This is a genomic window from Pseudomonas sp. P105, assembly GCF_032614175.1.
GTDB classification, from domain to species: domain Bacteria; phylum Pseudomonadota; class Gammaproteobacteria; order Pseudomonadales; family Pseudomonadaceae; genus Aquipseudomonas; species Aquipseudomonas rhizophila.
The window spans coordinates 1760413-1780535 of the sequence record NZ_CP126693.1 but is presented as its reverse complement, the minus strand read 5'-3'; the positions used below and the strand labels follow the sequence as shown (position 1 = coordinate 1780535).

At 61.3% G+C, this 20123-nt stretch carries 18 protein-coding genes; 8 read left to right on the top strand and 10 right to left on the bottom strand.

What is annotated here, in order from left to right; translation table 11 throughout:
• Positions 1-32: 32 nt before the first annotated feature.
• From QOM08_RS08105 to QOM08_RS08095, 3 genes are all read right to left on the bottom strand, one after another.
• Positions 33-974, bottom strand: coding sequence for a rhodanese-related sulfurtransferase (locus tag QOM08_RS08105; RefSeq protein WP_092397619.1), 942 nt, complete (start codon positions 972-974; stop codon positions 33-35).
• Positions 975-1115: 141 nt separating this feature from the next.
• The gene (locus QOM08_RS08100; protein WP_047226295.1) at positions 1116-1415 is read right to left on the bottom strand and encodes a BolA family protein; all 300 of its coding nucleotides are present in this window, start codon (positions 1413-1415) and stop codon (positions 1116-1118) included.
• A 12-nt stretch (positions 1416-1427) separates the two neighbouring features.
• Positions 1428-1946: a DUF2059 domain-containing protein gene (locus tag QOM08_RS08095; RefSeq protein WP_047226294.1), complete on the bottom strand. Its 519-nt coding sequence runs from the start codon at positions 1944-1946 to the stop codon at positions 1428-1430.
• A gap of 190 nt (positions 1947-2136) precedes the next feature.
• Here QOM08_RS08095 and QOM08_RS08090 point away from each other — a divergent pair, with 190 nt between their 5' ends.
• Positions 2137-3531 (top strand): class II fumarate hydratase, encoded by a 1395-nt coding sequence (locus QOM08_RS08090; protein ID WP_139050801.1) that lies wholly within the window; start codon positions 2137-2139, stop codon positions 3529-3531.
• Between the two features lie 161 nt (positions 3532-3692).
• Here the strand turns inward: QOM08_RS08090 and QOM08_RS08085 are convergent, their stop codons facing one another.
• A complete protein-coding gene (locus tag QOM08_RS08085; protein ID WP_047226292.1) occupies positions 3693-4655 on the bottom strand; it encodes a DMT family transporter in 963 nt (320 codons plus the stop codon).
• A 187-nt stretch (positions 4656-4842) separates the two neighbouring features.
• Here QOM08_RS08085 and QOM08_RS08080 point away from each other — a divergent pair, with 187 nt between their 5' ends.
• A complete protein-coding gene (locus QOM08_RS08080) occupies positions 4843-5040 on the top strand; it encodes a DUF6316 family protein (protein ID WP_047226415.1) in 198 nt (65 codons plus the stop codon).
• Positions 5041-5270: 230 nt separating this feature from the next.
• Here QOM08_RS08080 and QOM08_RS08075 read toward each other — a convergent pair whose 3' ends face one another.
• Together QOM08_RS08075 and pap are read right to left on the bottom strand one after the other, a co-directional pair.
• Positions 5271-6455, bottom strand: coding sequence for a thiolase family protein (locus QOM08_RS08075; RefSeq protein ID WP_139050802.1), 1185 nt, complete (start codon positions 6453-6455; stop codon positions 5271-5273).
• 106 nt (positions 6456-6561) lie between these two features.
• On the bottom strand, positions 6562-8082 hold the full coding sequence (gene pap / locus QOM08_RS08070) for a polyphosphate:AMP phosphotransferase (RefSeq protein WP_047226290.1): 1521 nt from the start codon (positions 8080-8082) through the stop codon (positions 6562-6564).
• Between the two features lie 151 nt (positions 8083-8233).
• Here pap and mnmC point away from each other — a divergent pair, with 151 nt between their 5' ends.
• The 5 genes from mnmC (at position 8234) to QOM08_RS08045 (ending at position 15826) form a co-directional block, all read left to right on the top strand.
• Positions 8234-10216 carry a bifunctional tRNA (5-methylaminomethyl-2-thiouridine)(34)-methyltransferase MnmD/FAD-dependent 5-carboxymethylaminomethyl-2-thiouridine(34) oxidoreductase MnmC gene (gene mnmC, locus QOM08_RS08065; protein WP_316912788.1) on the top strand — a complete coding sequence of 661 codons (1983 nt, stop codon included), beginning with the start codon at positions 8234-8236 and terminating at the stop codon, positions 10214-10216.
• A 284-nt stretch (positions 10217-10500) separates the two neighbouring features.
• Positions 10501-12273, top strand: coding sequence for an N-acetylglutaminylglutamine amidotransferase (locus QOM08_RS08060; protein WP_316912787.1), 1773 nt, complete (start codon positions 10501-10503; stop codon positions 12271-12273).
• 3 nt (positions 12274-12276) lie between these two features.
• Entirely contained in the window at positions 12277-14010 is a 1734-nt protein-coding gene (ngg, locus tag QOM08_RS08055; RefSeq protein WP_316912786.1) for an N-acetylglutaminylglutamine synthetase, read from the top strand.
• A gap of 176 nt (positions 14011-14186) precedes the next feature.
• Positions 14187-15377: an osmoprotectant NAGGN system M42 family peptidase gene (locus QOM08_RS08050; protein WP_047226286.1), complete on the top strand. Its 1191-nt coding sequence runs from the start codon at positions 14187-14189 to the stop codon at positions 15375-15377.
• Positions 15378-15598: 221 nt separating this feature from the next.
• A complete protein-coding gene (locus tag QOM08_RS08045; protein WP_047226285.1) occupies positions 15599-15826 on the top strand; it encodes a YheU family protein in 228 nt (75 codons plus the stop codon).
• On the opposite strand, the gene csrA is transcribed toward QOM08_RS08045, so the two are convergent.
• The 3 genes from csrA to QOM08_RS08030 all read right to left on the bottom strand — a co-directional run bounded on the left by csrA (position 15815) and on the right by QOM08_RS08030 (position 17372).
• Positions 15815-16015: a carbon storage regulator CsrA gene (csrA, locus tag QOM08_RS08040; RefSeq protein ID WP_047226284.1), complete on the bottom strand. Its 201-nt coding sequence runs from the start codon at positions 16013-16015 to the stop codon at positions 15815-15817. The genes QOM08_RS08045 and csrA overlap by 12 nt on opposite strands.
• 151 nt (positions 16016-16166) lie before the next feature.
• Positions 16167-16499, bottom strand: coding sequence for a YnfA family protein (locus QOM08_RS08035; protein ID WP_139050807.1), 333 nt, complete (start codon positions 16497-16499; stop codon positions 16167-16169).
• Positions 16500-16556: 57 nt separating this feature from the next.
• Positions 16557-17372 carry an SDR family oxidoreductase gene (locus tag QOM08_RS08030; protein WP_076385809.1) on the bottom strand — a complete coding sequence of 272 codons (816 nt, stop codon included), beginning with the start codon at positions 17370-17372 and terminating at the stop codon, positions 16557-16559.
• 367 nt (positions 17373-17739) lie between these two features.
• Between QOM08_RS08030 and QOM08_RS08025 the strand changes: the two genes are divergently transcribed.
• Positions 17740-17892, top strand: coding sequence for a DUF3309 family protein (locus tag QOM08_RS08025; RefSeq protein WP_018606531.1), 153 nt, complete (start codon positions 17740-17742; stop codon positions 17890-17892).
• 59 nt (positions 17893-17951) lie between these two features.
• Here the strand turns inward: QOM08_RS08025 and QOM08_RS08020 are convergent, their stop codons facing one another.
• On the bottom strand, positions 17952-20045 hold the full coding sequence (locus QOM08_RS08020; RefSeq protein WP_139050808.1) for an LTA synthase family protein: 2094 nt from the start codon (positions 20043-20045) through the stop codon (positions 17952-17954).
• Positions 20046-20123: the final 78 nt, after the last annotated feature.

Genomic DNA, 20123 nt, shown 5'->3' with positions numbered 1-20123 from the left:
TCCATCACATAGAGCAGGCGTGGCGCCATGGTTCAAGCCTCGGAAGGTGATTGCTTATAGTTGTAGCCGATCGGATGCGGCATGTTGCGGGCCTTGGCCAGTTCGATTTGCTTTTGCCGGTCGATGGCGCTGCGCCGGGTCTTCTCGCTCAGCTTGTCCCAGCAATGCGGGCAACTGATGCCTGGCACGTAGTGCTCCGAAGCACGGTCCTCTACGCTCACCGGTGTACGACAGGCATGACACTGATCGTAGTCGCCTTCGCTAAGGTCATGGCGAACGGTCACGCGGTTATCGAACACGAAGCAGTCGCCGCGCCATTTGGTTTCTTCCTGAGGCACCTCTTCAAGGTACTTCAGGATGCCGCCCTTGAGGTGATAGACCTCGTCGAAACCCTGGCCGAGCATGTAGCTGGAAGCTTTTTCGCAGCGAATGCCACCGGTGCAGAACATCGCGACTTTCTTGTGCCTGGCCGGGTCGAAGTTGGCTTTGATGTACTCGGGGAACTCGCGAAAGCTGGTGGTCTTGGGGTCGATCGCGCCTTCAAAGGTGCCGATGGACACTTCGTAGTCGTTGCGCGTGTCGATCAGCAAGACTTCCGGATCGCTGATCAGTGCGTTCCAGTCCTGCGGTTCGACATACGTGCCAACCTGTTTGTTGGGATCCACGCCTTCGACGCCGAGGGTGACGATTTCCTTCTTGAGCTTGACCTTGGTGCGATAGAACGGCTGCTCATCGCAGTACGACTCTTTGTGGTCGATGTCGATCATGCGCGGGTCGTTCTTGAGCCAGGCCAGCAATCCGTCGATGCCTTCGCGAGTGCCGGAAACGGTGCCGTTGATGCCTTCTTCGGCGATCAGCAGCGTGCCTTTGATGCCGTTGTCGAGCATGGCCTTGAGCAATGGCTCACGCAGCTCGACGTAATCTTCAAGGGTGACGAACTTATACAGTGCCGCCACGACAATGGATGGTGTCATGGGTATTTCTCCAGGTGGCTACCCTCGCAAAGGGTGAACCGGATACGAAAAAAAACGCGCCCTGTGAGGCGCGTTGGGGATTCTAACAAAAAACAGGGGGGTTGCAGGAGTGCAGTCACAACAGCAGTCATTCTCTGCAGATCAGTGCTTGCTGCCACCGGCACAAGTGGGCGAAGCCGGGGCTGTATCGATCTGCGCCCATTCCTCGGGGGTATAGGTGTGCAGCGCCAACGCATGGAACTCACCCATCAGCTCGCCCAGCGTGCCGTAGACCTTCTGATGACGCTTGACGCGATTGAGCCCCTCGAACTGATGGCTGACCACCACGGCCTTGAAGTGGGTCTGTAACCCACGGCTGTGCATGTGGCTTTCATCCAGCACTTGCAGGTGCTCGGGCTGCAACAGCCCGAGCGTCGATTCGATGCGTTGTTGCATGCTCATACCGGGCTCCGCTTACGGCTTTTTCTTGGCAGGGGCGGCTTTGGGCTCAAGCTCGGCGGTCATGTCCGCCAGCAGCTTGTTGACCACCGGCACCGCGCTTTCCAGCTTGGCCTGGGTCAACTGGGCCGATTGCTGGGTCAGCTGGGGCATTTTTTCCAGGACTTTCTTGCCCAGGGGCGAACGGTAGAAGGACACCAGTTCCTTGAGTTCCGGCTCGCTGAAGTTGGAGGTGTAAAGCTTGACCATGTCCGGCTTGAGCTTCTTCCAGCCGATGGCCTGGTCCAGTGCGGCGTTGGCCTTGGCCTGGTAGGTTTCGAGGGTGGCTTTTTTCGACTCGGGAGCCTTGGTCTGCTCAAAGCGCTGGGCAAACATCTGCTGCACTTGCATGTACACCGGGGTACCCAGTTTGTCGGCGTGCGCCAGGGTCAGGAACTCTTCGGCACTTGCGTTGTGGCTGGCGGTATCGGCAAAAACAGGACTGCTGGCACACACCAGAGCAACTGCGGTACAGATGGCACGAAGACGGGTCATCGAGTTTCCTTTTCTACAGGCGAGGTAAAACCCCAAGGGCGATCATTCTGCGCCTAATAAACGCCGGCCCTCAACCCCATTGCTCTGCGCGTCCGATTGACGGGCCGAAACGATCGAAAAATGATTGAGGGAACCCGTGTCGCCCTTCAGGGCCTAAACTGCGCATTCAGACCTACAGGAGTTTGACCCGATGAGCCGTATCGAAACCGACAGCCTTGGCCAGGTTGAAGTCCCGGATGAAGCCTACTGGGGCGCCCAGACGCAGCGCTCCCTGATCAACTTTGCCATTGGCAACGAACGCATGCCGCTGTCGGTGCTGCACGCCCTGGCGCTGATCAAGAAAGCCGCCGCGCGGGTCAATGACCGCAATGGCGACTTGCCTGCCGACATCGCGCGCCTGATCGAACAGGCCGCCGACGAAGTCCTGGCCGGCCAGCATGACGACCAATTCCCGCTGGTGGTCTGGCAGACCGGCAGCGGAACCCAGAGCAACATGAACGTCAACGAAGTGATCGCCGGGCGCTCCAACGAGCTGGCGGGCAATCCCCGCGGCGGCAAGAGCCCGGTGCACCCGAACGATCACGTCAACCGCTCCCAGAGCTCCAACGACTGCTTCCCCACCGCCATGCACATCGCCGCCATCCAGGCGGTCCATCAGCAATTGCTGCCGGCGATCGCCGAGTTGTCCGGCGCACTGGCGGAATTGGCGGCGCGCCACATGAAACTGGTCAAGACCGGCCGCACCCACATGATGGATGCCACGCCGATCACCTTCGGCCAAGAGTTGTCAGCCTTCATCGCTCAACTCGATTACGCCGAACGGGCGATCCGTGCGGCTCTACCGGCGGTTTGCGAACTTGCCCAGGGCGGTACGGCAGTGGGCACCGGGCTCAATTCGCCCCACGGCTTCGGTGAGGCGATCGCCGCTGAACTGGCGGCGCTGTCTGGCCTGCCCTTCGTCACCGCGCCAAACAAGTTCGCGGCGTTGGCCGGCCATGAGCCCCTGACCACCTTGTCCGGCGCGCTGAAAACCCTGGCTGTGACCCTGATGAAGATTGCCAATGACCTGCGCCTGCTGGGTTCCGGGCCACGGGCCGGCTTCGCCGAAGTGAAGTTGCCGGCCAATGAACCGGGCAGCTCCATCATGCCCGGCAAGGTCAACCCGACCCAGTGCGAGGCCTTGTCGATGCTGGCCTGCCAGGTCATGGGCAACGACGTGACCATCGGTTTCGCCGCCAGCCAGGGTCATTTGCAATTGAACGTGTTCAAGCCGGTGATCATTCACAACCTGTTGCAGTCGATCCGTCTGCTGGCCGATGGCTGCAGCAATTTCCAGCAGCACTGCATCGCCGGGCTCGAACCGGATGCCGAGCAGATGGCGGCGCATCTGGAACGTGGCTTGATGCTGGTCACCGCCCTGAACACACACATCGGCTATGACAAATCCGCCGAAATCGCCAAGAAAGCCTACGGCGAAGGGCTGACCCTGCGCGAAGCGGCCTTGCAGTTGGGGTATCTGACCGACGAAGAGTTCGATGCCTGGGTGCGGCCGGAGAATATGCTGGAGGCCGGAAGCCAGGGTTGAGATGTGTGCTTGGTTGGACGCAAAGCGTGCGCTCAACACAACCCACCTGTGGGAGCGAGCCTGCTCGCGATGAGGCCGGTCGGCTCGACATTATCGACGACCAGACCGCTATCGCGAGCAGGCTCGCTCCCACAAAAGAGCGGTTCTTTTTGTGGTCGCGGTCATCGCCCGACAGCCAGTCGCTCACGCCGGGCCCTGAGCCCGGCAATCAGCGACGGCCCGAGGGCAACCAATGCCGATCCCAATACCACCAGCACCGCCCCGCCATACCCCAACAGATTGATCTGCTCGGCATGCACGTAGTCAGGCCACCACCAGGCTGCCAACGCCACCGCGGCGAAGGTCACCAACGGCGTGATCGCCAGGGTCGCGCTGACCCGCGACGCTTCCCAGTGAGCCAGGGCCTCGGCAAAGGCGCCGTAGGCAATCAGGGTATTGAGGCAGCAAGCAAGCAGTAGCCAGCCTTGCAACGGGCTCAGTTGCAGCGCCTCCAGCGGATGTACCCAGGGCGTGAGCAGCAGCGCGCAGAACAGGTAGATCACCATCATCACCTGCAACGAATTCCACACCGTCAGCAGTTGCTTCTGGCCCAGGGCATAGAAGGTCCAGACCGTCGACGCCAGCAACACCATCAAGACCCCGGCGGTGTAGTCGCTCAGGGAAGTCAGCAGCTCGCCGAGGCGCTGGTTGAAAAACAGCGTGAAGCCGATCAACAACACCAGCAGGCCGATGCCCTGCCCTACACTGAAACGCTCCTTGAACACAAACAGGCTGGCCACCAGCAACATGATCGGCCCCATCTGCACCACCAGTTGCGCGGTGCCGGGGCTCAAGCGATTGAGGCCCATCAGGTACAGCACGTAGTTGCCGACCAGCCCCAACACCGCCATCGCCACCAGCCAGCCGCCCCGGGGGCCCAACACCTTGCGACTGGGCAAACGGCCAGTGGCCGTCAGGTAGATGAACAGCAAGCCACCGGACACCAGCAAGCGAAACCAGGTCACGGTGACCGGATCCATCACCTGCAGCACTTGCTTGAGCTTGATCGGCAGGATGCCCCACAGCAGGGCGGTCAGCAGGGCAAGGAACAGGCCGTAGACCCAGCGACCGGACGATATGTGCATGCAACCCTCGCAGCTCAAGACAAAGAGCCCCCATTCTAGGCGCGGATCGCTTCAGGACACAGGGACAGTTAGGCCGTGGACGTCCATGGGACTGTACGGGTCGTTGCCGTCGATCGCCTGGCCAGGCGCAAATCAAGGACTGCGCATAAGCTCAAATGACATTGCCCCGCTGCCTTTGGAGACCGCCATGTTTGGCAAACGCGCCCAGGATCCCGCCCCTACGACGATTTTTCGCAGCGACCGGATCTGCCGGGTAAACGGCGAGTTTTATTTCAATACCCGAGAAGGCACGCAGGAAGGCCCGTTCGCCAGCCGCGAGGCGGCAGAACGGGAGATAAAAGCGTATATCGCGCGGATGCAGCAACTGACCCAGGTTGCCAGCTAGCGCAGCTGACGCAGCCCCCCTTGTGGCGAGGGGATTTATCCCCGCTGGGCTGCAAAGCAGCCCCCCTTGTGGCGAGGGGATTTATCCCCGCTGGGCTGCAAAGCAGCCCCAAAGCAAACCACTCTGTCAGCCTGATATACCTCGGTTGTAGATTTTAGGGTTGCTGCGCAACCCAGCGGGGATAAATCCCCTCGCCACAAGTAATCATCTCGCTAACTGTCAGCGCCCGGTTATCTCACCGCCTCAAACAACCCCGTCGCCCCCATCCCGCCGCCCACGCACATCGTCACGATGCCGTAGCGCAGGCTGCGCCGTTGCAGTTCGCGCACCAGATGGCCGACCTGGCGCGAACCGGTCATGCCGAACGGGTGGCCAATGGAAATCGAACCGCCGTTGACGTTGTACTTCTCGTTATCGATTTCCAGCCGGTTACGACTGTAGAGACACTGGGATGCGAAGGCTTCGTTGAGTTCCCACAAGTCGATATCATCGATATGCAAGCCCTTGGCCTTGAGCAGTTTGGGCACCGAAAACACCGGACCGATGCCCATTTCGTCCGGCGCGCAACCGGCCACGGTAAAGCCACGGAAAAACGCCTTGGGCTTGAGTCCCAGGGCCAGGGCTTTTTCCAGGCTCATCACCAGGGTCATCGAAGCCCCGTCGGACAACTGTGACGAGTTGCCTGCCGTCACCGAGCCGTCTTCGGCGAACACCGGCTTCAAGCCCGCCAGACTTTCATAGGTGGTGTCGGGGCGGTTGCAATCGTCGCGATCAACCACGCCGTCGAGAATCTGCACCGCACCGGTGTTCTTGTCCTCGACCTTGTACTTGACCGCCATCGGCACGATCTCGTCGTCGAACAGCCCGGCCGCCTGGGCCTGGGCAGTACGCTGCTGGCTCTGTAAGGCGTAGCGGTCCTGTTCTTCACGGCTGACCTGATAACGGCGGGCGACGATCTCGGCGGTCTGGCCCATGGGGAAATAAATCCCCGGCACTTGCTCCTTGAGCAGCGGGTTGATCAGGTGATCGGTATTGACGCTTTTCATTGTCAGGCTGATGGATTCCACGCCACCGGCAACAATGATCTCGCTGCAACCGGAGGCGATCTGGTTGGCGGCGATGGCGATGGCTTGCAGGCCCGAGGAGCAGAAGCGGTTGAGGGTCATGCCGGCGGTGCCGATGCCCAATTGCGAAAGCACCGCCACGTTACGGCCGATGTTATAGCCCTGGGCGCCCTCGTTCGAACCGGCGCCGACGATGCAGTCCTCGACGCTGGCCGGATCGATCCCGTTGCGCGCCAACAATGCATCGACACAATGAGCCGCCATGTCGTCCGGACGGGTCATGTTGAACTTGCCGCGAAAAGACTTGGCCAGGCCGGTCCGCACGCTGTCGACGATCACCACTTCACGCATGGCTGTACCTCAATTGTTATTGTCGGTTAGGAGTCAATTGAGCATAAATCCACTGCATAACCGACCGCGACGATCATTCACCCCGCGTATGCGTTCCCATCGCCCACTATTTGCCCTTGCTCGCCTTGCGAGCCTGCTTTGCCGAGCGCTCGAAGGCCTCCTCCAGCGCTTCATTAAGCGTGCGCAACACCTTGACCCGCGCCCAGCGCTTGTCGTTGGCCTCCACCAGGGTCCAGGGAGAAATCTCGGTGCTGGTGCGGTCGACCATGTCGCACACCGCCGCCCGGTAGGCATCCCATTTGTCACGGTTGCGCCAGTCGTCCTCGGTGATCTTGAAACGTTTGAAAGGAATTTCCTCGCGTTCCTGGAAGCGCTCCAGTTGAGTCTCCTTGTCGATGGCCAGCCAGAACTTGACGACCACGACTCCGGCGTCGGCAATCTGCTCCTCGAAATCGTTGATCTCGCCGTAGGCCCGCAGCCAGTCGGCCTTGCTGCAAAAACCTTCGACCCGCTCCACCAGCACCCGGCCGTACCAGGAGCGATCGAACACGGTGAACTTGCCCCGCGCCGGGATATGCCGCCAGAACCGCCACATGTAGGGATGGGCGCGCTCTTCCTCGGTGGGTGCGGCAATCGGTACGATGCTGTACTGGCGCGGGTCGAGCGCTGCCGCGACCCGCCGGATCGCCCCACCCTTGCCCGCCGCATCGTTGCCTTCAAACACGGCCACCAGGGCATGGCGGCGCATGCGTTTATCGCGCAACAGGCCGGAAAAACGCGCCTGCTCGGCGATCAGTTGTTCTTCGTAATCGGCCTTGTCCAGACGCAGGGTCATGTCCAGGCTGTCCAGCAGCGTGACCTGGTCGTCCAGCGGCGGCAGTGGCGCCACATTGACCTTTTCCGCTTTGATCCTCGAGCGGTGCAAGGCCTGGCGCATCCCGTCAAGCAGGATCCGTCCGACCGTAAGGCTTCGATAATAACTGTCCATGCCTTCGATCACATGCCACGGGGCGTAGTCTCGACTGGTGCGGCGCAGGACCCGCTCACCGTATTTGACGAACTTGTCGTAGGTCTGGGACTGCTGCCAGTCCAGCGGGCTGATGCGCCAGCTGTGCAGCGGGTCGTCCTTGAGCCCCTTGAGCCGGGCTTTCATCTGTTTCTTGGACAGGTGAAACCAGAACTTGAAGATCAGCGCGCCTTCATCGCAGAGCATTTTCTCCAACCGTTCAGCGCCATTGATGGCCTGGTCGAGTCGTGGGTCCTTGATCTGGCCATGAACGCGCCCCTGCAGCATCTGGCTGTACCAGTTGCCAAAGAAAATCCCCATGCGTCCCTTGGCCGGCAGCATCCGCCAATAACGCCAGGCCGGTGGCCGCGCCAGCTCCTCGTCGGTCTGCTGATCGAAGGTACGCACTTCGATCAGCCGCGGGTCCATCCACTCATTGAGCAATTTCACCGTTTCGCCCTTGCCGGCGCCTTCGATGCCGTTGATCAGCACGATGACCGGAAAACGGCTCTGCTGGTGTAGCTCGTACTGGGCTTCGAGCAACGCTTCACGCAGTGCCGGCACTTCGGCGTCATAGGTGTCTTTATCGACGGCGTGACCGATTTCAGCGGATTCGAACATGGACAGCTCCTTCCAGGGAATGGGGCAAGACTAGCGGATTGGACGCGGGCCGGTGCAGCAGATTCCATCCAGACGAACGCGGTATTGCGATGGGTCAAGCAAGCCCATACCGATCGGCTAGAATGGCCTCCCAGTTTTGACCGAGCCTGCCATGACACCCGTACAGCACCACGCCCAACTCGACTGGGACGATCAGGGTCGCCCGCGCTCGCGGGTGTTCGACGATGTGTATTTTTCCGACCAGTCGGGCCTGGAAGAAACCCGCTATGTGTTCCTTGAACAGAACAACCTGACCGAGCGTTTTGCCGCGCTGCCGGACGACGGGCGGCTGGTGATCGGCGAGACCGGGTTTGGCACCGGGCTGAATTTTCTCTGCGCCTGGCAGTTGTTCGAGCAGTGCGCACCGGCCGGGGCGCGGCTGCATTTTGTCAGTGTCGAGAAATTCCCCTTGAGCCCCCCCGACCTGCGCCGGGCACTGGATTTGTGGCCGCAACTCAAGCTTCAGGCGGATCAATTGCTTGCGCAGTACGTCGCCATCCATCAGGGCTTCCAGCGCCTGACGTTGGGAGACGGCCGGGTGACCCTGACTTTGTTGATCGGCGACGCCCTGGAGCAATTACCGCAGCTGGATGCGCAAATCGATGCCTGGTTCCTGGACGGTTTCGCGCCGGCGAAAAATCCCGAGATGTGGACCGCCGAGCTGTTTGCCGAACTGGCACGCTTGGCTGCCCCCGGCGCGACCCTCAGCACCTTCACCAGCACCGGCTGGGTGCGACGGTTATTGAACGCGGCCGGCTTCAAGATGAAGCGCACGCCGGGCATCGGCCATAAATGGGAAATCCTTCGCGGGGTGTTTCTCGGCTGGCCGCAACTGGCACCCGCACCGCCCCCGGTAAAACCCTGGTACGCCCGCCCCACGGCGCACAGCGGCGAGCGTCGAGCACTGGTGATCGGTGGCGGCCTGGCCGGTTGCGCCAGCGCGTCCAGCCTGGCGGCCCGTGGCTGGCAGGTGACGCTGCTGGAACGGCATGCCGGGTTGGCCGAAGAAGCGTCCGGTAACCCGCAGGGCGTGTTGTATCTCAAGCTTTCGGCCCATGGCACGGCGCTGTCGCAGATGATCCTCAGCGGTTTCGGTTACACCCGGCGCCTGCTCGAACATCTGCAGCGAGGTGTGGACTGGGACGGCTGCGGTGTCTTGCAACTGGCGTTCAGCGACAAGGAAGCCGAGCGCCAGACGCAATTGGCCGAGGCCTTTGCCGAGGATTTGCTGCATGTCCTGGATCAATCCCAGGCCGAGGCGCGGTCCGGTATCGGCCTGGCCTGTGGCGGCTTGTATTACCCGCAAGGCGGTTGGGTGCATCCGCCCGCACTGTGCCGCTGGCAGGCATCCGCCCTCAAGATTGAGGTGCAAACCCACCATGAAGTCCTCGAGCTGCGCCGCGTCGACGGTCAGTGGCAGGCCTGGGACGGTGAACGTTGCCTGGCCAGCGCACAGGTAGTGATCCTCGCCAGCGCCGCCGAGATCAAACGCTTCGATGCGGCCGCCGACTTGCCCCTCAAGCGCATTCGCGGGCAAATCACCCGTCTGTCGCAAACCGCCCACAGCCAGGCGCTGCGCACGGTGGTCTGCGCCGAAGGCTACGTGGCTCCGGCACGGTTGGGCGAGCACACCCTGGGTGCCAGTTTCGATTTCAAGAACGACGACCTGACCCCTACCGCCGCCGAGCACGCCGGCAACCTGCAGATGCTGGAGCAAATCTCCGCTGATCTGGTGGAACGCCTGGACGCCAGCACCCTGGACCCGGCACACCTCCAGGGCCGTGCGGCGTTCCGTTGCACCAGTCCGGACTATCTGCCGATTGTCGGCCCCTTGGCCGAGAGTCAGGCCTTCACCCAGGCATACTCGGCGCTGAGCAAGGACGCCCGCCAGGTGCCGGACTGCCCATGCCCCTGGCTCGATGGCTTGTACATCAACAGCGGCCACGGCTCCCGGGGCCTGATCACCGCGCCATTGTCGGGCGAGTTGATTGCCGCCTGGCTGGACAACGAACCTTTGCCCCTGCCCCGAAGCGTGGCCGAGGCCTGCCATCCGAACCGGTTTGCGTTGCGGGCGCTGGTTCGGGGCAAGGCCTAATGCAGATTGCCGGTATGCCACAAAAACCTGTGGGAGCGAGCCTGCTCGCGATTGCGCCAGATCATCTGGCATCCAAGTGACTGGCACACCGCGATCGCGAGCAGGCTCGCTCCCACAGGTTGATGTTTTGCCGTGGTTTTTCAGCCGCCCGAGCGCCCCTACTTCAGCTGCTTATAACGCATTGATCTAAAACTCACACCAATCCCACCGGTCAGTTTCAAAGTACCCGCCATTTTGGCGTATGGTGTTTGACCCCTCCCCAACGGAAAAACCGGTAAGGACTTATGTGCGGATTAGCTGGAGAGTTACGTTTCGATCAACAACCTGCGGACCTTGCGGCCGTAGAGCGAATCACCCATCACCTGGCTCCTCGCGGCCCCGACGCGTGGGGTTTCCACAGTCAGGGCCCCATTGCCCTGGGCCATCGGCGCCTGAAAATCATGGACTTGTCCGACGGTTCGGCCCAGCCGATGATCGACAATCAACTGGGCCTGTCCCTGGCCTTCAACGGCGCGATCTACAACTACCCTGAATTGCGCGCCGAGCTGGAAGGCCTGGGCTACGCCTTCTATTCCGGTGGCGACACCGAAGTGCTGCTCAAGGGCTACCACGCCTGGGGCGAAGCACTGTTGCCCAAGCTCAACGGCATGTTCGCCTTCGCCATCTGGGAACGCGACGCCAAGCGGCTGTTCATCGCCCGCGACCGTCTCGGTGTCAAACCGCTGTACCTGTCGCGCACCGGCCAGCGCCTGCGCTTTGCCTCGGCGTTGCCGGCGCTGCTCAAGGGCGGCGACATCAGTCCGATGCTCGACCCGGTGGCGCTGAACCATTACCTGAACTTCCATGCCGTGGTCCCGGCGCCCCGCACCCTGCTGGCCGGCGTCGAAAAGCTGCCGCCTGCCACCTGGATGCGGGTCGAAGCCGACGGCTCCACCGAGCAGAAAACCTGGTGGACCCTGCCCTACGGTCCCCGGGCCGACGAACAGCACCTGAATCTGCAAGACTGGATCGACCGCGTGCTCGACAGCACCCGTGAAGCGGTCGCCATTCGTCAGCGTGCCGCCGTGGATGTCGGCGTGCTGCTTTCCGGCGGCGTGGACTCCAGCATGCTGGTGGGCCTGCTGCGGGAAGTCGGTGTGGAAAACCTTTCCACATTTTCCATCGGCTTCCAGGATGCCGGTGGCGAGCGCGGTGACGAGTTCCAGTATTCGGACCTGATCGCCAAGCACTACGGCACTCATCACCACCAGTTACGCATCGACGAAAAAGAAATCATCGAGCAACTGCCGGCGGCGTTTCGGGCCATGAGCGAGCCGATGGTCAGTCACGACTGTATCGCCTTCTACCTGCTGTCGCGGGAAGTGTCCAAGCATTGCAAAGTGGTGCAAAGCGGCCAGGGCGCCGATGAGCTATTCGCCGGTTACCACTGGTATCCACAAGTGGACGGCGCCAGTGACCCATACGCGGCCTATCGCGCTGCATTCTTTGATCGCAGCTACGAAGAATATGCCGCTACCGTGCAGCCCAAATGGCTGACGGCCCATGACGCGGCCGGTGATTTCGTCAAGGAACACTTCGCCCAGCCGGGCGCCGATGCCGCGGTGGACAAGGCCCTGCGCCTGGACAGCACGGTGATGCTGGTGGACGACCCGGTCAAGCGCGTCGACAACATGACCATGGCTTGGGGCCTGGAAGCGCGCACGCCATTCCTGGATTACCGACTGGTGGAACTCTCGGCACGGGTCCCGGCGAAATTCAAGCTGCCCGACGGCGGCAAACAGGTCCTGAAGGAAGCCGCTCGACGGGTGATCCCCGGCGAGGTCATCGACCGCAAAAAAGGCTATTTCCCTGTACCCGGTCTCAAGCATCTGGAAGGCAACACCTTGGCCTGGGTCCGCGAACTGCTGCTGGACCCGAGCCAGGATCGCGGCCTGTTCAACCCGGCGATGCTTGATCGACTGCTGACCGACCCCAACGGCCAGCTCACCCCGTTGCGCGGCTCAAGGCTGTGGCAATTGGCGGCGCTGAACCTGTGGCTCAGCGAGCAAGGAATCTGATCGATGAAACCCCACAATCAACGCCTGCTGCGGGGCCAGGCGCCCTCCTACGAACGCCTGCAGGCGCGACTGGCCGAAGACGGCAGCGAACTGGGCGCCGACCCGATCGCGGTGCACTGCGGGTGGGGCCGATTGCTGATCGGCCACACCTTCCCGGACCCGGCAAGCCTGGCCCAAGAGCTGCTCAATGAGCAATCGGGTGAGCGCGACATTGCCTTGTACGTCGCCGCCCCCCAGCAAATACTCGGGCTGGAACCGGCGCAGCTGTTTCTCGATCCATCCGACACCTTGCGCCTGTGGTTCAGCGACTATCGCCAGGCCACCCGGGTATTTCGCGGTTTCCGGATTCGCCGGGCCCAGAGCGACGCCGACTGGCAGGCGATCAACCTGCTCTATCAGGCCCGGGGCATGTTGCCCATCGATCCGCAACGACTCACGCCGCGCCATGAGGGCGGGCCGGTCTACTGGCTGGCCGAAGATGATGACACCGGCGCGGTGATCGGCAGCGTCATGGGCCTGAATCACCAGAAAGCCTTCAACGACCCGGAAAACGGCAGCAGCCTCTGGTGCCTGGCCGTGGATCCGCAGTGTTCGCGGCCCGGTGTCGGTGAGGTCCTGGTGCGCCACCTCATCGAGCACTTCATGAGCCGGGGCCTGAGTTACCTGGACCTTTCGGTGCTGCACGACAATCGCCTGGCGAAAAGTCTCTACGCCAAGCTCGGGTTCCGCAATCTTTCGACGTTCGCCATCAAACGCAAGAACTGCATCAATCAGCCGTTGTTCCTGGGGCCGGGCCCCGAGGCGCAGTTCAATCCTTATGCGCGCATCATTGTCGAAGAGGCTCACCGCCGGGGCATCGAAGTCCAGGTGGACGACGCCGAAAGTGGATTGTTTACCCTGGTCCACGGCAGCCGCCGGATCCGCTGCCGTGAATCCCTCAGCGACCTGACCAGCGCTATCAGCATGACCCTGTGCCAGAACAAAAGCCTGACCCACAAGGTGCTGAAAAACGCCGGCTTGAACTTGCCGGCCCAACAGTTGGCTGGCAACGCCGATGACAACCTGGCCTTTCTCGATGAGCACGAACGGGTAGTGGTCAAGCCTCTGGACGGTGAGCAGGGCCAGGGTGTGGCGGTGGATCTGCGCACGATTGAAGAGGTGCAGAGCGCGATTGAAACGGCCCGCCAGTTTGACACTCGGGTGCTGTTGGAAAGCTTCCACGAAGGCCTGGACCTGCGCGTGCTAGTGATTGGCTTTGAAGTGGTGGCAGCGGCGATCCGGCGGCCGGCGGAGGTGATCGGCGACGGTCGGCACACCATCGGCGCGCTGATCGAAGCCCAAAGCCGCCGCCGACAAGCGGCCACGGGAGGTGAAAGCAAGATTCCCATGGACGCCGAGACCCAACGCACATTGAGCGCGGCAGGTTATGACTACGACAGTGTGCTGCCCGCTGGCAAACACCTGTTCGTACGGCGTACGGCGAACCTTCATACCGGCGGCGTGCTGGAAGATGTCACGGGCATCCTCCATCCGACCCTGACCGAAGCTGCGGTACGCGCCGCGCGGGCCCTGGATATTCCCATGGTTGGCCTCGACCTGTTAGTGCCAGCGGCCGATCAGCCCGAATACGTGTTCATTGAAGCCAACGAACGCGCCGGCCTGGCCAACCACGAACCGCAACCCACTGCCGAACGCTTTGTGGATTTATTGTTTCCCCATAGTCAGGCGGTGGCCTAGGTCTTTTCTCTGTGGCGAGGGAGCTTGCTCCCGCTGGGCTGCAAAGCAGCCCCCTCCATCTATAACCGGGTTTGTGGGACAGGCCGGAAATCTGAACGGCGACCGCTTCGCGGTCGAGCGGGAGCAAGCTCCCTCGCCACAGGTTCCCTTACTTAAACCTTCCTGGAGGAGTTTCCATGATTAGCAAAATTCCCGAACCGGATCTCGAGTACCTGCAAAAAGTCCTGCTGGAAATGCTCGCCATTCCCAGCCCCACCGGCTTCACCGACACCATCGTGCGCTACGTCGCCGAGCGGCTCGAAGAGTTGGGTATCGAGTTTGAAATGACCCGGCGCGGCACGATCCGCGCCACCCTCAAGGGCCGCAAGAGCAGCCCCGATCGGGCCGTGTCGGCTCACCTAGACACCATCGGCGCGTCGGTGCGCGCCATCAAGGACAACGGGCGCCTGACCCTGGCTCCGGTGGGTTGCTGGTCCAGCCGCTTTGCCGAGGGCAGTCGCGTCAGCCTGTTTACGGACACGGGGGTGATCCGAGGCAGCGTACTGCCGCTGATGGCGTCCGGGCATGCATTCAACACCGCCGTGGACGAAATGCCCATCAGTTGGGATCACATCGAACTGCGCCTGGACGCCTACTGCACCACCCGCGCCGATTGCGAAACACTGGGGGTGGGCATTGGCGACTATGTGGCGTTCGATCCTTTGCCGGAGTTCACCGAGAGTGGCCATATCAGTGCTCGGCACCTGGACGATAAAGCCGGGGTCGCGGCGCTGCTGGCGGCGCTCAAGGCGATTGTCGACAGTGGCGAAGAACTGCTGATCGACTGCCACCCGCTGTTCACGATTACCGAAGAAACCGGCAGCGGCGCGGCGGCTGCGCTGCCTTGGGATGTCAGCGAGTTCGTCGGCATCGACATCGCGCCGGTCGCACCGGGCCAGCACTCGAGCGAACACGCAGTGAGCGTGGCGATGCAGGATTCCGGGGGCCCTTACGACTATCACCTGTCACGGCACTTGCTGAAGCTGGCCAGGGAAAACGAACTGCCGGCGCGCCGCGACCTGTTCCGTTATTACTTCAGCGATGCCCATTCCGCCGTCACCGCCGGCCACGATATCCGCACCGCCCTGCTGGCCTTCGGCTGCGACGCCACCCATGGCTACGAACGCACCCACATCGACAGCCTGGCCGCCCTGAGCCGCCTGCTGGGCGCCTACATCCTCAGCCCACCGGTATTCGCCAGCGACGCCCAACCGGCCCAGGGTTCGCTGGACCGCTTCAGCCATCAGCTCGAACACGATGCGCAGATGGAAAGCGATACCCGGGTGCCGTCGGTGGATAGTTTGATTGGGCAGCGGTCGGATAACTGAGCACAGTTCCAGAATCTCAGTGCCCGTCATGACGCCATCGCGAGCAGGCTCGCTCCCACAAGGAGACCTTCGTGAGCATAAAGTTCGTGCCCGACGCAGGCCCACTGTGGGAGCGAGCCTGCTCGCGATAGCGCCGCAACAGACACCGCAAGCCCCAAGCCAGGCTAGCCGCAAAAGCCCTTTGGTCGTAGCATCGCGACATTGTCTAGCCGAGGTACCCCATGCTGATCCCTTACGACCAACTCGAAGTCGACACGCTCACTCGCCTGATCGAAGATTTCGTGACCCGCGACGGCACCGACAATGGCGATGACACGCCGCTGGAGACCCGCGTATTGCGGGTCCGGCAGGCCTTGACCAAAGGCCAGGCGATGATCGTCTTCGACCCGGAAAGCGAACAGTGCCAGTTGATGCTCAAGCACGACGTGCCCAAGCATCTATTCGACTGAGCAGACCTTGCGACTGGCCAGGGCCCTTTTTTTCTGAATCTTTTCGTATATCTCGGAGCGATGAACGTCGATGTGCCGTGGCGCTTCCACGCCAAAACGAACAGTGGTGCCGTTGACCGAGAGCACTCGGACGGAAATATCATCACCGATGGAAATCAGTTCACCCACAGCGCGGCTAAGTACGAGCATGGTTCTTGTCCTTAAGAATATCTGGACCTTGACCATGCCCGCCCCGCCTGAGGTTCTCAAGCCACCTTCAAGAATTCAGTAACGCCCTACAAGCAACACTCTGGCAACTGAAGGAAACGTCCTGCAAAACCCTGTCAGCTAGCGGGCTTATTCAAGAGGCGGAAAACCGCGGACCGAACAGAATCACACTCGCCCCCAACACGCAGAGCGCCACCCCCACCCAGTCGGAAGTCAGCGGCCGCGCTCGCTCCACCACGGCCAGCCAGCCGATCGAGGCGATGATATAGATACCGCCATAAGCGGCGTAGGCACGACCGGCGTAGGTCGCTTCGATGCGGGTCAGCAACAGGGCGAACAGCGTAAGACTCAACAGGGCCGGCACAATCCACCAGGCGCTCTTGCCCTGGCGTAGCCACATCCAGAACGCGTAACAGCCGGCGATTTCAAACAGCGCGGCGAGAAAGAACCAAAAATAGTTGAGCATGTGAGCGTCCATCAGGAGGGCCGAATGCGGCCATCCTGAGGACGCCGGACACTCAGGTCAACTCGGGTTCTGTCGAGCCTTGGCGCGCATCTTGTCGGCCATGACGGTCATTTCGTCGTACAGCAATTGCGGATTCTTCTGCTTGATGGCCCAGGCCATGCGCCCTTGCTCGTGGGGCAGGATCATGAACTGGCCCTGGGCGACCTGTTCATAGATGTAATCGGCAATCTCGGCAGCGCTAATCGGCGAGCTTTCCAGCAACTTGCCAACCTGGGCTTTCATCGCCGGAGTCGGGCCGCGGAAGGAGTCCAGCAGGTTGGTCTGGAAAAACGACGGGCACACCACATGCACACCGATTTCCTGCTGTGCCAGCTCGATCAACAGGCTTTCCGACAGCGCCACCACGCCAGCCTTGGCCACGTTGTAGTTGCTCATGGCCGGGCCTTGCATCAGGGCGGCCATGGAGGCGATGTTGATGATCTTACCGCGGCTTTTTTCCAGCAACGGCAAGAACGCCTTGCAACCCTTGACCACGCCCATCAGGTTGATCGCGATCTGCCAGTCCCAATCCTCCAGGGACAGTTCACTGAAGAACCCACCCGAGGCCACACCGGCATTGTTGACGATGATGTCGATGCCACCGAGCTTCTCTTCGCAGGCCTGGGCAAACGCCGTCAGTTGGCTGTAGTCGCGCACGTCGCAGCGCTGGACAAAACCGTCGCCGCCCGCGTCACGCACCAGCCTGAGGGTTTCCTGAAGGCCCGGCTCACTGACATCCGACAAGGCCAGGCGCCAGCCTTCGCGGGCCCAGCGCAGCGCGATTTCGCGACCCAGGCCAGAACCGGCACCGGTAATCATCATGCGATTTTGCATAGGAAACAGCCTTGTTGTTCCGGGAGAGATGCGCCGAGTGTAGCGAAGGACCCCGCCGCACCCACGCTCCATCAGAGTGCTGAATGGCGAGGGCAAACCTTAATAGGTTTTGAGGGGAACAACCCAGTGGAACCGCCTGCGGGAGCAAAGCTTGCTCACGATCGGCGCGACGCAGTTCTGGAAGATGGTGTCGTTTGCAGCGCGAGCCCGCTTTGCTCCCGAAGACGGGTTCTTTCACGCCTCAAAAAGACTTTGAATTTTTTACAGGACGTTACGGTCGTACTTATTAAGCCGCCCGGATTTAACGCATGCGTGCTGGTAGTTGAAAGTTGCATCACTCCAGAACTGACCAATAAGGAAATCAACAATGGGCACAATACTCATCATTATCCTGATCCTCCTGCTGATCGGTGGCCTGCCGGTCTTCCCGCACTCTAGAAGTTGGGGTTACGGTCCGTCCGGAATCATCGGTGTCGTACTGGTAGTGCTGTTGATCCTGCTATTACTGGGCAAGATATGAACCACTAAGTGACAAAAAAAAGAGGCCCGTTAAGGCCTCTTTTTTATGGGCGGAACTTCTCAGTCTGGAACACCATGTGTCACGCCGGCAGTGTTATCCAGCAGGCTCTTGGTGGCGGTTTGCAGAAACGCCTCCAGCTTGAGTTTCATTTCGGCAGCCTGCGGCGCGTCGGAAATGACATCCGCGCGTGGCTGAGTACCCAGTTGGTAGCGATACAGCTTCGGCGCCATCTCCTTTTCCCTTGGCAGTACCAGAATTTTGTCGTCGCGGATGATCGCCGTGGTCTGATCACTGCCCGACGGTTTGATCACGCCAAATCCGCTGTCGCCTGGCGGCAGGTTCAACAGATCGCGGCCCCAGCACTGGTTACGCACTTGCCCGCCGATCCGGCCCATGATGGTCGGGACGATATCGACCTGCGTGCCCACGGTGTGGTTGCGCTGGCCGAACTTTTCCTGGATACCCGGGCCGATCAACAGCATCGGTACGTTGAAACGGCCCAAGTCCATTTCGGTAATCTGGCGCTCGTTACCAAAGCCGTGGTCTCCGACGATGACAAACAGCGTCTCCTTGAAATAAGGCTCCTTGCGGGCCTTTTCGAAGAACTGACCCAAGGCCCAATCGGAATAACGCATGGCAGTCAGGTGCGCATTCAGGCTGCCACGGTCAGTGACCGGTTCCACCGGCAACGGTGTCGGCAGCGCATACGGCGTGTGGTTGGACAGGGTCTGCAGCAACGCATAGAACGGTTTGCCGTTTTCCCGTGCCTTGAGTTCGATCAGGCTGCGGTCGAACATATCCTGGTCGGACACGCCCCAGGTGGGGTCGGAGAACACCGGGTTCACATAATCATTGCGCCCGATGAACGTGGTCATACCTTGGCCGCTGAAGAAACCCGACTGGTTGTCCCAGGCGAAATCACCGTTGTAGACATACACGTCGTCGTAGTTGCGGGCACTGAGCAGTTGCGGCAGCCCCGAAAACTTGTGGCTGCCTTCAGGTGTCTGCATCAGGTACTCGAAGCCCGGCAGGTTCGGGAAGCAGGCCATGGTGGCGAACATGCCCTGATGGGTGTGGGTACCATTGGAGAAGAAGCGGTCAAACAGCAGACCTTCCTTGGAAAGTTTGTCCAGATAAGGCGTGATATTGCCCGGCGCGCCCAGGGCGCCTACCGAGTGCCCCGCCATGCTTTCCATGAGAATCACTACCACGTTCTTGATCGGCAAAGTCTTGTCGGCCGGTGGCGTGTAGTCGCGACGTACGGCGGCGGTGTCTGCATCGACCAGTTTGTCGTCGGGCATCACCAGCATGTCCCGCACCGTCTGCTGGGCCAGCGGTTGCTCGAGGGTGGCTTTCCAGATGTTGTCGCGGTGTTCGGACATCCGGCTCTTGGCCGCGGCCACCAGTGACAACGTGCCATTAAGGCCCAACTGGTTGGCAAAGTTCGAATCGGTGGTGTAGACGTCACCCCAGCGCAGCGGCGGCCCCTGGCGCAAGGTGCCCCGGGCGGCGCCCACGGCCACGACCAAGCAGACCATGAACACCGCGACACGCCCGTACCACGGAGCCACCTGGCGTGTGCCAATGGTGCCGCCACTGAACGGCCCGCGCGGTCGAGTCGCGCGGTCGGCGCCCTTGAACGCCATCGTGAGGATCAGCGTGCCCACGACCCACGCCAACAGGTAGCGCACCACCGGGAACCCATACCAGAGCATGCTCATCACGGTTTTCGGGTCTTCCTGCACATACTGGAAGACCAGGCCGTTGAGACGCTGGTGAAACTCGCGGTAGAAGTCCATCTCCATCAGACCGAGGAACAGCGCGATGCTGGCGGTCACGGTCAGCCAGAAACGAAAAAAACCACGAGCCGCCATGGCCCGCGCGCTGAACAAGGCCAGCAGCAGCGGAATACACAGATAGACCACCAGACGCAGGTCAAAACGCAGACCGTTGACGAACGCCTCGACGAAGGTCGAGGCCGGGGTGTCGAGGATCATTTCGCGGTTGTAGACCAGTAGCGCAACGCGCAACAGGCTGAACATGATCATCATGACCAGGGCACAGAGCAACGTGTAGGCCAGGTGAGATTTGACGGTCGGTTGCAGCAGGCGATGCGTGGTGCGTTGCTGACTCAGGGCGTCCGGGATTGCCATGTCGTGTAAGGACCTAATGGGGTTGAGGGCGAATAGAACAACGGCGCGTCCTATGCCGACCATCACCCGGGTCCCTGG

What these genes read in the sequence shown, in the direction of transcription:
- QOM08_RS08105 (WP_092397619.1), bottom strand. Translation starts at nt 974, where the DNA reads ATGACACCATCCATTGTCGTGGCGGCACTGTATAAGTTCGTCACCCTT.
- QOM08_RS08100 (WP_047226295.1), bottom strand. Translation starts at nt 1,415, where the DNA reads ATGAGCATGCAACAACGCATCGAATCGACGCTCGGGCTGTTGCAGCCC.
- QOM08_RS08095 (WP_047226294.1), bottom strand. Translation starts at nt 1,946, where the DNA reads ATGACCCGTCTTCGTGCCATCTGTACCGCAGTTGCTCTGGTGTGTGCC.
- QOM08_RS08090 (WP_139050801.1), top strand. Translation starts at nt 2,137, where the DNA reads ATGAGCCGTATCGAAACCGACAGCCTTGGCCAGGTTGAAGTCCCGGAT.
- QOM08_RS08085 (WP_047226292.1), bottom strand. Translation starts at nt 4,655, where the DNA reads ATGCACATATCGTCCGGTCGCTGGGTCTACGGCCTGTTCCTTGCCCTG.
- QOM08_RS08080 (WP_047226415.1), top strand. Translation starts at nt 4,843, where the DNA reads ATGTTTGGCAAACGCGCCCAGGATCCCGCCCCTACGACGATTTTTCGC.
- QOM08_RS08075 (WP_139050802.1), bottom strand. Translation starts at nt 6,455, where the DNA reads ATGCGTGAAGTGGTGATCGTCGACAGCGTGCGGACCGGCCTGGCCAAG.
- pap (WP_047226290.1), bottom strand. Translation starts at nt 8,082, where the DNA reads ATGTTCGAATCCGCTGAAATCGGTCACGCCGTCGATAAAGACACCTAT.
- mnmC (WP_316912788.1), top strand. Translation starts at nt 8,234, where the DNA reads ATGACACCCGTACAGCACCACGCCCAACTCGACTGGGACGATCAGGGT.
- QOM08_RS08060 (WP_316912787.1), top strand. Translation starts at nt 10,501, where the DNA reads ATGTGCGGATTAGCTGGAGAGTTACGTTTCGATCAACAACCTGCGGAC.
- ngg (WP_316912786.1), top strand. Translation starts at nt 12,277, where the DNA reads ATGAAACCCCACAATCAACGCCTGCTGCGGGGCCAGGCGCCCTCCTAC.
- QOM08_RS08050 (WP_047226286.1), top strand. Translation starts at nt 14,187, where the DNA reads ATGATTAGCAAAATTCCCGAACCGGATCTCGAGTACCTGCAAAAAGTC.
- QOM08_RS08045 (WP_047226285.1), top strand. Translation starts at nt 15,599, where the DNA reads ATGCTGATCCCTTACGACCAACTCGAAGTCGACACGCTCACTCGCCTG.
- csrA (WP_047226284.1), bottom strand. Translation starts at nt 16,015, where the DNA reads ATGCTCGTACTTAGCCGCGCTGTGGGTGAACTGATTTCCATCGGTGAT.
- QOM08_RS08035 (WP_139050807.1), bottom strand. Translation starts at nt 16,499, where the DNA reads ATGCTCAACTATTTTTGGTTCTTTCTCGCCGCGCTGTTTGAAATCGCC.
- QOM08_RS08030 (WP_076385809.1), bottom strand. Translation starts at nt 17,372, where the DNA reads ATGCAAAATCGCATGATGATTACCGGTGCCGGTTCTGGCCTGGGTCGC.
- QOM08_RS08025 (WP_018606531.1), top strand. Translation starts at nt 17,740, where the DNA reads ATGGGCACAATACTCATCATTATCCTGATCCTCCTGCTGATCGGTGGC.
- QOM08_RS08020 (WP_139050808.1), bottom strand. Translation starts at nt 20,045, where the DNA reads ATGGCAATCCCGGACGCCCTGAGTCAGCAACGCACCACGCATCGCCTG.